General features: G+C 52.7%; 14 protein-coding genes and 1 pseudogene. 3 read left to right on the top strand and 12 right to left on the bottom strand.

Going from position 1 to position 13,522, the window contains the following annotated elements; genetic code table 11:
* Positions 1-51: 51 nt before the first annotated feature.
* A complete protein-coding gene (locus L1F29_RS02410; RefSeq protein WP_258386816.1) occupies positions 52-342 on the top strand; it encodes a hypothetical protein in 291 nt (96 codons plus the stop codon).
* Entirely contained in the window at positions 335-1,120 is a 786-nt protein-coding gene (locus L1F29_RS02405; protein ID WP_258386815.1) for a phytanoyl-CoA dioxygenase family protein, read from the top strand. The genes L1F29_RS02410 and L1F29_RS02405 overlap by 8 nt, the downstream gene beginning before the upstream one ends.
* Positions 1,121-1,219: 99 nt before the next feature.
* Here L1F29_RS02405 and L1F29_RS02400 read toward each other — a convergent pair whose 3' ends face one another.
* The gene (locus L1F29_RS02400) at positions 1,220-2,131 is read right to left on the bottom strand and encodes a polysaccharide deacetylase family protein (protein ID WP_258386814.1); all 912 of its coding nucleotides are present in this window, start codon (positions 2,129-2,131) and stop codon (positions 1,220-1,222) included.
* Positions 2,132-2,522: 391 nt separating this feature from the next.
* Here L1F29_RS02400 and L1F29_RS02395 point away from each other — a divergent pair, with 391 nt between their 5' ends.
* On the top strand, positions 2,523-3,140 hold the full coding sequence (locus tag L1F29_RS02395; protein WP_258386813.1) for a hypothetical protein: 618 nt from the start codon (positions 2,523-2,525) through the stop codon (positions 3,138-3,140).
* A gap of 258 nt (positions 3,141-3,398) precedes the next feature.
* Here L1F29_RS02395 and L1F29_RS02390 read toward each other — a convergent pair whose 3' ends face one another.
* From L1F29_RS02390 to L1F29_RS34310, 11 genes and pseudogenes are all read right to left on the bottom strand, one after another.
* On the bottom strand, positions 3,399-3,620 hold the full coding sequence (locus L1F29_RS02390) for a DNA-binding protein (protein WP_258386812.1): 222 nt from the start codon (positions 3,618-3,620) through the stop codon (positions 3,399-3,401).
* 116 nt (positions 3,621-3,736) lie between these two features.
* Positions 3,737-5,080, bottom strand: coding sequence for a globin-coupled sensor protein (locus L1F29_RS02385; protein WP_258386811.1), 1,344 nt, complete (start codon positions 5,078-5,080; stop codon positions 3,737-3,739).
* Between the two features lie 232 nt (positions 5,081-5,312).
* Positions 5,313-6,287, bottom strand: a complete 975-nt coding sequence (locus tag L1F29_RS02380) for an ABC transporter ATP-binding protein (RefSeq protein WP_258386810.1) — start codon at positions 6,285-6,287, stop codon at positions 5,313-5,315.
* Complete coding sequence (locus L1F29_RS02375) at positions 6,284-7,261, bottom strand: ABC transporter ATP-binding protein (protein ID WP_258386809.1); 978 nt, start codon at positions 7,259-7,261, stop codon at positions 6,284-6,286. The genes L1F29_RS02380 and L1F29_RS02375 overlap by 4 nt, the downstream gene beginning before the upstream one ends.
* 145 nt (positions 7,262-7,406) lie before the next feature.
* Positions 7,407-9,020 carry an ABC transporter substrate-binding protein gene (locus L1F29_RS02370; RefSeq protein WP_258386808.1) on the bottom strand — a complete coding sequence of 538 codons (1,614 nt, stop codon included), beginning with the start codon at positions 9,018-9,020 and terminating at the stop codon, positions 7,407-7,409.
* A 66-nt stretch (positions 9,021-9,086) separates the two neighbouring features.
* On the bottom strand, positions 9,087-9,947 hold the full coding sequence (locus L1F29_RS02365; RefSeq protein WP_258386807.1) for an ABC transporter permease: 861 nt from the start codon (positions 9,945-9,947) through the stop codon (positions 9,087-9,089).
* Positions 9,940-10,950, bottom strand: coding sequence for an ABC transporter permease (locus L1F29_RS02360; protein WP_258386806.1), 1,011 nt, complete (start codon positions 10,948-10,950; stop codon positions 9,940-9,942). The genes L1F29_RS02365 and L1F29_RS02360 overlap by 8 nt, the downstream gene beginning before the upstream one ends.
* Positions 10,951-10,982: 32 nt before the next feature.
* On the bottom strand, positions 10,983-11,381 hold the full coding sequence (locus L1F29_RS02355; protein WP_258386805.1) for an OsmC family protein: 399 nt from the start codon (positions 11,379-11,381) through the stop codon (positions 10,983-10,985).
* Positions 11,382-11,411: 30 nt separating this feature from the next.
* Positions 11,412-12,053, bottom strand: a complete 642-nt coding sequence (locus L1F29_RS02350) for a TetR/AcrR family transcriptional regulator (protein ID WP_258386804.1) — start codon at positions 12,051-12,053, stop codon at positions 11,412-11,414.
* A gap of 304 nt (positions 12,054-12,357) precedes the next feature.
* Positions 12,358-12,726: a hypothetical protein gene (locus L1F29_RS02345; protein WP_258386803.1), complete on the bottom strand. Its 369-nt coding sequence runs from the start codon at positions 12,724-12,726 to the stop codon at positions 12,358-12,360.
* A gap of 161 nt (positions 12,727-12,887) precedes the next feature.
* Positions 12,888-13,046 (bottom strand): annotated as a pseudogene (locus L1F29_RS34310) (DapH/DapD/GlmU-related protein); the annotation flags it as partial.
* Positions 13,047-13,522 lie beyond the last annotated feature (476 nt).

The following is a 13,522-nucleotide window of genomic DNA, read 5'->3' as shown; positions in this document are numbered from 1 at the left end:
TATATTACGATAGTAATGAATTCATAGCGCCTTAGGGAGGGAAGAGTCACGATGAGCAAAACAAGACAGCAAATCTTAATCTTACATTTGGCCGATTCCAGTCTGGAATCGCCTACCGTCGCCTGGGCTCTATACGATGGGGCGAAATCCAAGGATGAGCTTCAAATGAATACGGGCGATTCGCAGACGCCTCTGTACCGGTCCGTATTGGATGCCATGAGAGACGGCTGGAACGTTCTCCAGCTGCCGACGATGCCGCTGTACCGCTCCGGCTATGAGCATGAACTGGGTGCACTGCCTTATGAATACGTCCTCGAAAGGAAGGTAACGATCGATGAGTAGGATTGAGAAGCATCACTTGTTAACTGCCCGCCAGATGGCGCAGTTCGCCGTGAACGGCTATATTCAGCTCGAGAATCTCGTCCCTCAAGAGCTGAATGAAGCCGCACATGCCGAGCAGAAAAATTGGAAGGGACCCGGCAGCTATTGGTCCAATTCCAAGGTAATTCAAGAGATCTTCGAGCTTCCCCAAGTAAAAGGGGTGCTGCAAAGCCTAGTCGGTTCAGAACCCGTCTACGACCATTCGGCCTTGCATGTCGTACCCGCCCAATATCATGTCGGGCAAGCCTATCATGCCGATTCCGTTATCGACACGCGCCCGTTCGCCTTCGACATCCAGGCCTTCTACTTCTCTCACGATACGCCCGAAATAATGGGACCGACGCTCATCCTGCCAGGCTCTCATCTGCACAATAAAGTCAATACCGCCAGTATTGCCCGCTACAAGAACATCATCGGACAGCGTAAGCTTGTGTCCAAAGCAGGAACGATCGGCTTCCTGCATAATGATATCTGGCACTGCGCTCAGCCGAACTACACGGACGAGACGCGGTATGTGTTCAAGCTGCGGCTGCGTCCCGGCCAGGAGCAGCGCGGTCTGTTCAATATGGATGATTATAAAAGTCCTGAAGTCGCGTCCGAATTCAGAAATTACCATGCCTTCGCAGGTAACGACAGCCGATTGACCCAGATCGCAGGAGCCAAATTTTATCGCTACCTGTGCGGGGACGACCGCGTCGATTTCTCGTTCGAAGGCGTCTTGACACGCATGGGATTATAGATTGCAGATTGTAAAAAAAGCGAAGATACAGCCCTTGCGGTCGCCCGCTGTCACACAGCGCCGCTTCAAGCCGTATCTTCGCTTCTTGATCAATACCGATCAGCGTCCGCCGCTGCGCTGGGCATCCCGCAGGGCCCGCCAGCCGATCACGCGAATCCCTTCATCCTCCAATACTTGCCGGATAACCGGATCGCGGAACAGCTCGAATTCCATCCTCCGTTTCTCCCAATGCGGCATGACCGCTTTCAGCTCGTCGGTATCGTGGAACGGATGGATGATCATCTCCGTAATGCCGGCCTTCATGGAACGCAGCTTCTCGGCCATCGTCTCCCTCGCCTGTTCATAATCTTCGCCGGGCTCCAGATGGAATGACAGCCCCTCGAGATGGTCAATCAGCATAACGCCTCTCTTCTCCGCCGATTTCAGGCGCTCCCGATAGCGTTCCATCAGTGCCGGCGGCATATGCTTCTCACGATCCCCAGGCGACTTCGGCAAGCGGAAGGGCAGTTGAAAGTGCTCGCATACCTCAAGGGTCTCCTCTAGAAAATCTCTTCCCGTCGCCATCCCGTACACGCTGCCCATATGATTATCGAGATGAGTCGGATCGATGCCCATCGCCATTCCCCGCCGCACTTGGGCAAACAGCTCCTGCTTCACCTGCTCCGAATCCGATTGCTGCTCGACGGTCTTGCAATCGGGCGGGAACCAGCCTTCCTTCGTAACGAGCGTATCGACGGGGCCATCCTGCCGTACAGGCCCCCATTTGTACGGCCCCCACTCACAGGTCAGCGTGAGGTGAATGCCGATATCATAAGCCGGATTGCTCGATGCGATCGCCGCGGCTTCCGCCGACCATGCGCACGGAATCATGACCGTCGCCGATGAAATAACGCCTTCCGCCAGCAGCTGTCCAATCCCCGCGTTCGCGGCATGACACATCCCGAAATCGTCGCCATTGACGATCAAGAGCCGCTCCTCCGGGGAGAAGCCCAATCGTTCATTCAACTCCATCTTTCATCGCCTCCTTACTTGTTATTATAACGGGTGTCCTCCGGCCGGATAGAGAGTCCAAAGTAGGTTAATTCGACCTCGTGATTCCATATTTGCGCTTCAAAATAGGGGGCGACGTCTATTTCCTCAGTCTATAGCATGATAGACCGTTTTGAACCCTTGCCAATTACAACAGCAGAGCAATTCTCCCCCGTTCAGATCCTCGATGTTTATCTTCTCCACCTCTCCAATTCGGCAGCCCGTGCTGTAGAGAACTCAAGGAGAGGATCAAAACTTAGAAATTCGCTTACCACCGGTACTATGAAAAATTGGTACTTTTTGGATGATAAATATTATTCCATAATGATGGAGTGTTGCAACCACAAGAAATCATTATTTGGAGGGTTTTATGATGAGAACATGGAAAGGTTTATTGTTAACGTTTATGCTTGCCGCTTTTACCCTGCTTGCTGCTGTTCCTGCCATGTCAGTCTCGGCGCGGATGTCGGAAGATCCGGTCGATGGCGGCGGTTATAATGGTGGAACAGGAGGAAGCACGGGCGGAAGCACTTCATCTTCATCCACGATCCAAACCATTCCTTCTTTAACGGCAGAGTCTACCTGGCAAAGCTCCAATGGCGGGCGTTACATGTATACACGGGCTACGCTGCAGCGCTCGGGAGCACTTGCCGGCCAGCTTGATGTCGTAACCCGTACGAAAAACAACGTCAAATTAACCGGATTTACTGGCGGCGTCTTCCTTTTGCTGAGATCGGCGGACGGAGCCGTCATCGGTGTAACCGATCAACAAAAATTCGGCGTAGACGGACAATGGATCGGCCGTTATGATCGGACGGATTATTGGTCCTGGTCCTTCGATCCGCAAGTCGCGGCAGCTACAGCCTACATCGAAATCATTCAACAGCATTCTGCGAAAGATCTGGATGATCAGCTGGCTTACTGGCAAAGTACGGTATGCGGCAACTTAGACCGCCTAGGCTTGCCTAAACCCCCTTATGGCTGTGGCTAATCAAATAAGTGGATTGCCCTAGTTTCATAAAGTCTTTTCGAAGCTCGGTACTTTGCTTCACCCATGCAGGTAATCTTATGTCATCGTGTTGCCTCCTAATATGCTAAATAAGAAATTACAAAACGGCCCTGCCCGCGATGGATGCGGACAAAGGCCGTTTTGTGGTTTGAAACCGGCGCGTCGATTTCTCGTTCGAAGGCTTACCGACATCAAAAAAACACCGACGCTGCAAGGTCAGTGTTTTTCATCCGGACGGGGTTACCCCACTATGGCTTCAATCTCGCTTTTGAGCAGCAGGTATCGATGCACGCTTCTCATAATCGGAACCTTGGTCAATCCGTGCTTATCGACGTAAGCCTTCATCTGATCCTTCGTCAGGCCGAGCAATTGACCGGCTTCCATTACGGTATAAACCTCTTCTTTGCTGGTCGCCTGAAAGGTTTCCTTCGCCTTCTGATTCCAGTCTGTAAACTTATTCATCTGTATGCAACCTTTCTTGTGCCGCTCCGTTAGCCCGAAGCATGTTACTCATTATGATAGTATAACATGAAGTTCATCCTTCGAGGGCTGCACAAATATGGTCAATACAGCTTTTATTAATAATTATTAGCGGTATGGTTCAGCTCTTCGGCCGAACTGGCCACCTCGTCTGTAGCCGCTCCAACCTCTCCAATTCCACTGACCAGGCCTTGAATTTCGATCTCAACGAGATCCAATTCATCCAGCCCGCTCTCCAGCGACCTCAGAATGAGGGCAAACATCTCGTTCATTCGCACCGATTCCTGCTGCCCGGCTTGGACATGCGTTTGAACGGCATCAATCGAATGAACGACTTCGGCCGTATACGCGTTCGACTTTTTAATGAGCTCGCTGATCCGGCTCACGGCTGCTCGCGTCTCCTCCGACAGCTTCTTCACTTCTTGGGCGACGACCGAGAACCCGGCTCCATACTCGCCCGCTCTTGCCGCCTCGATAGAAGCATTGAGCGACAACAGCTTGATCTGGCTGGAGATCTCCTCCACGATGGTTACAATTTGCTTGATTTGCAGCGAAGAATCCCGAAGCTGGACGACAGCCCCCTCCATTTGCATAGAGCTGCCATGTATGGCATCCATGCTCTGCTCCAGCTTGGCCATATTCTCCGATCCCTTCAAAGCAAGCGAGCGGGACTCCTTCGTCTTCTCCGAGCTGCTCATGAACGAGGCCGCCACTTGATTGCTTGAACCGATCAGCTCCTGCGTCGAAGTGTTGGTCTGTTCCGTCAGGAGAGCCAGCCTCTGGCTAACCGAGATGATCTTCTCCTTCAATTGCCGCTTAATCAGCTCGTATTGGTTCTCCTGATGCTCCACGTTCATCTTCTCGTAGGCTTCCAGGACAAGCTGCTGCTCGAAATTGAGCAGCTTCGTGATTGCCTTGCTCAGAGCCAGGCCTTCGGCTTGATCATGCAAATAATTGTGGATGATGCCCAGCATCGTATTCTGCAGATTCTGGAAAGCGCCCATATACCATTTGGGCTCCAATCCGATCCGTTGATGCACCGATGCGATCTTCAATCGCTTCTGAACGAAATCATTGTCGATCCTGCCGTCGAACATTTCGATCAGATGGTCGCGAAGGGTAAGGCGCAGCCTTTCGATCGAGCTGTTCTTCATGATGATGGCTTGGAGTCCCGGAACATGGAGAACCTTCATATAGAAGGATTCTACAATTGAATCCGAAAACTCCACCACGATCGGCTGATATTTCTTGAGCATATTCAAATCTTCCACCGTCAGGCCGATCATATCGAGCTGCACCATGAATTCGTCTTCAAGGGATTCGATACTAGCTGGAGCATAAACGTTACCGGAATGAGCGTCGGGTTGGGGCGATAGCGTCGAGATTGCATTGGCATTTCTCCGGAATAGCGACGTGAAGGCATGATAGGGGCATTTTCCCATGTGATTGGCTCTCCTCAACTTGCGAATCGCAAACAGAATGACGGTCACTTTTGTATAATCTTTGTATAAATGACTATAGTTCTCTACGCCTATAAAGGCTATATAATTATCGCATTGAAATGGCGCATTTTCCATTTATTATATATTAGTTTCTTGGAATTTTGTCGAATCCAGTCTCTTTTTTTGGGTCAAAGCACAAAAAAACCTCGTGCCGGACACGAGGTTGAAACGATTAATCTTTATATAGATGACACGCCGTTGCGTGATTGCCGGAAACCGTCTGCAGTTCAGGCCGTATGGAGCGGCATTCGGGCATCGCCATCGGGCAGCGGGTATGGAACGCGCAGCCTGGCGGCTGATTGCGCGGGCCGGGTACGTCTCCAGCCAATACAATCCGCTCCCTGCGCTTCGCCGGATCCGGCTCTGGGATGGCTGAGATGAGCGCTTGCGTATAGGGATGAAGGGGATGGCTGAATACCTCGTCGGTAGGTCCTACCTCCACCATTCTGCCCAAGTACATTACACCGATCCGATCGCTTATAAACCGGACGACCGACAGGTCATGAGAAACGAACAAGTAGGTCAGCGCCAGCCGATTCTGCAAATCCTGCATCAAGTTCAAAATCTGGGCCTGGATCGATACATCGAGCGCCGAGACCGGCTCGTCGAAGACGACGAACTTCGGCTCCAGAATAAGCGCTCGGGCGATGCCGATCCGCTGCCGCTGTCCGCCGGATAATTCATGCGGATACCGGTCGCCATGATGAGGCGTCAGTCCGACGACCTGCAGCATTTCATCCACCTTGGCACGGATAGCGTCGCCGGATAAGCGCAGATGGGTCCGAAGCGGCTCCTCCAGCGTCTTCCGTATCGTCCACTTCGGATCTAACGATCCGTAGGGATCTTGAAAGACGATCTGCATGTCGGTCTTCAACCGCCGCATCTCCTCCGCGTTCAGCTGCGTGATGTCCGTTCCCTCGAACCGAATGCTGCCGGCCGTCGGCTCAATAAGCCTTAGCAGCGTCTTGCCCAGCGTTGTCTTGCCGCAGCCGGATTCGCCCACAACGGCGAACGTTTCGCCCTTGCCGATCGTCAGGGAGACGCCGTCAAGCGCCTTGGCGGTTTCTTCCGATTGGCGGAAGATGCCCTTCCGGACCGAATAATGCTTTTTCAAATCTTTTATTTCAAGCATGGGCATTGCCGTCATCGCGATTCCCCCCTGTACAGATGGCATTTGCACCGGTGCCCGTCTCCGAAATCGAATGAACCCGGCTCGCTCGTCTCGCAAACCTCCATCCGGGACGGACAGCGCGGCGCGAAGCGGCAGCCTGCCGGATAATCCGCGGGCTGAGGCACTTGTCCCGGAATCGAGTACAGCCGTTCCTGACCGCCGGAGAACTGAGGCAGCGAATTCATTAATCCGATCGTATACGGATGCTTCGGCTCCCGGAACAGCGTCTCGACGTCCCCTTCCTCGACGATCTGCCCTGCGTACATGACCGATACCCGGTCGCACATCTCGGCGATAACGCCCAAGTCATGGGTAATGAGCATAATAGCCGTACCGCGTTCCCGCTGCAGCTTCCGCATTAAATCCAATATCTGCGCCTGAATGGTAACGTCGAGCGCCGTCGTCGGTTCGTCTGCGATCAGAACCTCCGGATTGCAGGCCATCGCCATCGCAATCATGACCCGCTGCCGCATTCCGCCGGACAGCTGATGCGGATACACATTGATCATCTGCTCCGGCATCGATATGCCGACATCGCTTAATAAGTCGATGGCTTCCTTGCGGGCGGCCCGCCGGCTTTTGTCCGAATGCTGCCGGATTGCTTCTTCCAATTGCCGGCCGATCTTGAACACGGGATTCAACGCCGTCATCGGCTCCTGAAAGATCATCGCAATCTTATTGCCGCGAATCTTGCGCATCTCCGATTCCGTCATGCGGGTCAAGCTCTGACCGTTCAGACGGATATCGCCGCCTGCAACAGCTGCCTGCCCTTCGGGCAGCAGCCCCATGATCGACAGGGACGTCACGCTTTTCCCGCTGCCGGATTCCCCGACGATGCCTAACGTTTCGCCAGGGCTCAGCGATACATCGATGCCATCGACCACCCGGACGGGAGCAGCCGCAGTTTGAAACTCCGTTCTTAACCCGCTCACTTCCAACAGCTTCGTCATAGTTGCCTCCCCTGAAACGCTCTTGTTCAATGTTAAAGCCGAAGCCGCCTTCCCCCGTAACAGCTGTGCGACATAATACCCGGTAAGCCGCGAAGGATGCGGCAGTCGGGCTAAAACCCCCGAATATGACTCGGGGGCTTCGCTATTATTTATAGATCGAGACAAAACGGAGGATTTCGTCCGGATAAAAAATGTACCCTTGGACATTCTTATTAAAACCGGCAATCAGATTCGTTTCATACAGATAAGCCCATGGCGAATCGGCGGAAACTTGATTCTGTACCGCTTTGTACAGCTCCAGCCGCTTGCTTTCGTCCGGCTCGGCGTTCGCTTTGGCCAGCAGATCGTCCACCGCCGGACTGTTGTAGGCCGCATAGTTGGAAGCGCCCTTGCTGTCGAGCAAGAATCCGTAATGATACGACGGATCGTTCACAAGCGATGTGTATTTTCCGAGGAATGCCGCTGCTTTCTTATTGTTCACAAGCTCACGGTATTGTGCAGGCGCCACTTTGTTAATGTTCAAGGTCACGCCAACCTTCTCCAGCTCGGATTTAAGCAGTACCGCAATGTCCTCATAGTCCTGCGTGGAGGAGTTCACGGTCAGATCGAACGTGAAGCCGTTCTCCAGTCCCGCTTCCTTCAACAAGGCTTTGGCCTTCTCCACATTGTATTCATAGACATAGCCCTCCGCAGAGTGGGCAGGCGACTTGCTCGAGATCGAGCTCGTCATCGGTGCGCCTTGTCCATACACGACATCTTGAATGAGCTTGTCCTGCGGGATTAAATAATGGATCGCCTGTCTTACCTTCAGCTGGTCAAATGGCTTGAATTGCGCGTTCATTCCCAAGTAAACGATCCGGTTCGTCGGCTCCGAGCTGATCACCAGATTTTCTTTCTTCGCAAGGCTGGCGACGTCCTTCGGCGGAATGTCCATCGCAACGTCGACATCCCCGTTCTGCAGCAGAAGCTCGCGGTTCGAAGCTTCCTTCACAAATTTGACGATGATTTTGTCCGCTTTCGGAGCGCCCTTCCAATAATCCTTGTTCGCTATGAATACAGCCTCGGTGGCCGGATCCCACTTCTCCAAGGTGAACGCTCCGGAGCCTGCGGAATTTTGAGTCAAGTAATCATCCGGGTTCTTCTCGGCTACGGAAGGATCCACAATCGAGAACGTGAAGGTAGCCAGATATTTCAGGAACAAATGATTGGGTGCGCCCAATTTGAATTCGACGGTCTTTTCGTCGATTTTCGTAACGGATTGAATGTTCGCGAGCTTATAGAGGCTGCCGCCCTCACCCTTGGATTGCAGGCGCTCGAACGAGTACACGACCGCGTCCGCGTTCACCGGCTCTCCGCTATTGAATTTCACCCCGTCCCGCAGCGTAAAGGTATAGGTCTTCAAATCGTCGGATATCGTCCACTTCTCAGCCAGAGAAGGCTCGATCAAATCGGTGCGTCCGACCGTCTTGCCATCCTTCTCCTCGGTTCCGCTCGTCACCAATTGATCATACAAGGCGAATACATAGCTGCCCGATGTCAGGTCGGCCGCATCATGCGGATCCATCGTTTGGCCGGCGCCTTGCGAGAAGGCGATCGTCACCGTCTTGCCTTGCGCATCGGATGAGCCATCGGACTTGTTGTTCTGCGTCTGATCGCCAGTGCCTGCGTTATTCTTCGGATTCGCGCTGTTCGTGCAGCCGACAATGATGCTCAATATTAATAAGGCCGAGATGACCGCCAATAGCTGTTTCTTTTTCATTCGAATCCACTCCCCATATCGTTTATTTATTTATAACTGTGAACGAAATGGAACGTTTCGTTCATTCTACTTTCTAGAGGTTCGGGCATGCGGATCCAGAATGTCGCGCAGACCGTCTCCAAGCAAGCTGAAACCGAGAATCGTCGTCGCGATGGCAACGCCCGGGAAGACCGTCATCCACCATTCGCCCGACAAAATATAATCCCGTCCATAGGAAATCATCGCGCCCCATTCCGCTGTCGGCGGACGGACGCCAAGGCCGATAAAGCTCAAGCTCGACGTCGTCAAGACGGCCGATCCCAGTCCCAATGTAATTTGCACAAGCAGCGGGGCGAAGGCATTCGGCAGCACATGCCCATATAGGATGGCGCCATGCTTGACCCCGAGCGCCCGGCTGGCTTCGATGTATTCCTTCTCTTTAATGACGATGGTTTGTCCGTACATGAGCCGGGCAAACTCCGGTATGCCGACGATTCCGACCGCGAGCAGCGCCCCGAGAAGCCCTGGGCCGATGGATGCCGCAAGCGCCATGGCCAGAATCAGCGACGGGAAAGCAAGCAGCGTATCCATTACGCGCATGATAATATTCCCTATTCTCCCACCGAAATACCCGGCAATAGCGCCGAGCGGAACGCCGATGAAGAACGCAATGCCGACGGCTACGAAGCCCGTCCAGATCGTAACTTGCGCTCCATATAGAATACGGCTGAAGATATCCCGGCCGAAGTTATCGGTGCCCAGCAAGTGCGCCGCGCTCGGCGGCAGCAGCTTGTCTGCCGTATTGATCTCATTCGGCGGATATGGCGCGATTAACGGCGCCAAGCAAGCCAGCACGACCCATACCAATACGAGAAGTAACCCTACAAGCGCTAAACGGTTACGGACTAACCTGCCAACAACATTTTTCCATGTACTCGTTCTATTCATAACGCACCCGCGGATCCAACGCTCCATAGAGCAGTTCAACGATAAGATTGATAATGCCATAAAGTACCGCGCTGATCAGGGTCATCGCCTGAATGGGCGCATAATCGGCGGCGAGAATGGATTCCGTTACATAGTTGCCTATGCCCGGCCATACGAAGATCGTTTCCGTAATGACCGCCCCGCCGAGCAGATAACCGAATTGCAGACCGAGAACGGTCAGTGTCGGAATGAAGGAATTGATCAGACCGTGCTTGTAGATCACCGCTCCTTGCGACAATCCTTTGGCCTTGGCCGTCCGCATGAAATCCTGCTTAACAACCTCCAGCATGCTGGCTCTGATCATCTTGGTCACGACAGCCATCGTCCCCATGCTTAGACATAAGGCCGGCATCAGCAGGTGAAGAAGCGAATCCTTGAGCGCCACCATATCCCAGCTCAGCAGGCTGTCCACCACATACAGTCCCGTCACATGCGTCGGCGGATTAATATCCCCGCTGATTCGCCCCACAGGCGCCGGCAGCCAGCCAAGCTTCGAATAGAATAACGTAATAAGCAGCAGACCGAGCCAGAAAATCGGCATCGAGGATCCCAGAAGCGAGAGGAGACGCGTCGAATGATCGAACAGCGAATCCTTGCGGGATGCCGCCAGGACGCCCATAGGCAGCGCGATGATAAGCGCAATGAAGATGCTTGCCAGCGTCAGCTCGACCGTTGCGGGGAATCGCGAGGCGAAATCGGATGCAACTGAATGTCCCGTATGCCACGCAAATCCAAGATCTCCCCGGGCAAGCTGCTTGATATATTCCCAGAATTGAATGTACAGGGGCTGATCAAACCCATATTGCTCGCGCACCTTGTCCACGAACTCGGGGAGCGCTTGTTCCCCCGTTATCATTAAAGCCGGGTCACCCGGTAAAACCCGCGTCAAGATGAACGTCACCACAACGATTCCGATCAAACTCGGAACCATCATCGCCATCCGCCGGAGTACGTATCCCAGCAACTTTCTTCACCCTCTCTCGATGCCAGCCTGACTTAGTAGGAATGGGCTTCTGTCTCGATACGGACCCCGACCTTCAAGGTTGTGCCGATCGTACACACGCGCTCCGCCTCATGGATGAGCTTGTCTGCGTAGTCGGGGCCTATAATACCCGGAAGCGACACAATAATCTCGAATCGCTCGACACGGGAAGGCAGGCTCTTCGCCTTGAAGGCTTCAACCGCGACGCTGATCTTGCCCGCATCGACGGAATCCTTCTCCATCAGCTTCACGAGCGAAATCGATACGCATAACGCAAGCGAGCTGGACAACAGCTCGATGGGCGACAGCCCGTCTTCTCCAGGCGTGAGCCGTCCAATCCCCTTGTAGCCTTGATCGTTCGATATTTCATATTGGGAGCCGTTATCCCAATTCACGGTTACCTTATGACTCATATGACCGTCCCTCTCTCACTCTTGATCTCATTAAATGCCCAGCAGTCCGAAAAATTCGAACTGCACCGTTTCCGCGGCCAATTGCTCCGCCGACCGCTGCGCCAGATCCGATTCCGGATGGACCGGACCGAACAGCCATCTGGCCATGACCCCTTCGATCAGACTCATCAGCAGCGCCGCTCGCATATGCATATCGCTTGATTTCGGCAGCATGCCGAACTCGATCGCCCGCTCAATATTCCGGCGGAAGGCTTCTTCCATCGCAATGCGGGTATCCCTTACGCCTTGACGAATCGTCTCGTCCGCGCCGCCCTCTGTCAGAAGAAGCTCCATAAAGTATCTGTTTTCTTGCCCAAATTGAAAAATGTCCTTCAACAGCCGCTGCGAGCCTTGAACCATGATCTGCACCGATCCGTTCTGGGTGGGATAGCCCCTCTCAATGACCATCAGCAGGCCTTCCCTCCCGACGCGGATAATCTCCAGCGCGATCGCTTCTTTGCTCTTGAAATACCAGTAGAACGTTCCTTGCGCTACTCCGGCTTGGGCTACGATATCCGAAATCTTCGTACTATGGTAGCCGTATTTGGCAAACCGCTCGACTGCGACCGCCAATAACTGCTCCCGGCGCGTGTCACGCAGCAGCACCTTGTTGTCGGAGCTAATGGCAATCACAACCTCTCGATTGATTAGTCAGTCAGTTTTGATAAAATATATCTTATCGGGTAACTCGGAATTTGTCAATCCTTCTTTCGCGCACGCTTACAGCCCATTGGGTACGCGGTTCTTGGCATCATAAAGAGCCTTGACCCGGTACGGTCAAGGCTCCTATTTCGACTGTAAGCGGATAGGCTTACAGCTGCACGCACCATCTCGGGCGGCGGCTGTAACGCCGTTTTGCACCGTTACAGCTCTCGGCAATCGAGTACTCGCATACTCGAAGTGCAGCGCCTCACGCCTATCCTACAGCTGCAAGCTACTAGATAAATCCGCGGCCCTTATAGTCTTGAGCGCCCGAGGCTGTCAGCTGCTCCAATTCCTGAAACAATCCCTCATCCAGCCGTTTGAAATTGAAGCACGACTTCCCCTGCATCCTCTTGCGCAATTCGGTTGAAATGCCATCCAGCAGCGAAGGATTGACATATACCGGCATGAGGTGAAAGCTCACATAGTTCTTCTTCCATGTGACCGCTCCGAAGAAAATCGGCAGCTTGTTAGCCGGATAAATGGTAAAGGTGTCTAAATAGTAGTTGATATCCGTATCCGCCTTCACATCCAACGAGGCTTCATACGGCAGCAAGATTTGTTTAAGACGCGCAAAGATAGCCGCAAATTCAGTATCCGACATTGGATCCGCCTCCTATTCCCGATGGTACGCAGCCGATCGTCTCCGATCATCCGTTCCATGTATCGTCATTTTGTAATCAGAGGTTTCTTAACTGACCGCTGCCTGTGACCGCTACGCTGTTGGTCCGGCATGATGAAGGAAACGGCGGTGCCTGATCCCTCCTATAATTGTTTGATTACCTTCGCAGGGTTCCCGCCTACGACAACGTTATCGGGTACATCTTTTGTAACGACTGCACCGGAAGCGACCACGACATTATGGCCGATTTGAACGCCAGGATTTATGACGGCTCTCCCGCCTATCCAGACATTATGACCGATTGTTACCGGCTTTCCGTATTCTGCCCCCGTTATTCTCTCCTGTGCATCCAGGGGATGTGTTGCGGTATAGATGTGTACGCCAGGTGCAAGAAAAACATTATCACCAATCTTAATTTCACAAACATCCAGTAATACACAGTCGAAATTAGCATAAAAGTTCTCGCCAACAACATTTTCTCTTTCTCTGTTTTCATTCTGAACAACTCCTAAGATCTGTTTCATTAATATGTCAAAGCAACATATGATTAATATGATGTACAATTCGATTTTCTATCTTCAAAAAAACCATTCCTCTTCAAGAAGCCATTCAATCTTTCTGAAAACAAGAGCACGCTGCAGCAGCAACCAGCCGAATAATGGCTTCGATACTATCAGAAATTCCAGGCTATGACTAGAATTTTTCAAAGTTCAACGAGAAAAACAGCCTTGCTGCAAATAATTGCGAACAAAGGCCGTTTGTATGCATGCATTGCCCC

This window comes from Paenibacillus spongiae, assembly GCF_024734895.1.
Classification (GTDB): Bacteria; Bacillota; Bacilli; order Paenibacillales; family Paenibacillaceae; genus Paenibacillus_Z; species Paenibacillus_Z spongiae.
The sequence above is the reverse complement of the archived record's forward strand: the minus strand, read 5'-3'. Positions and strand labels throughout refer to the sequence as shown.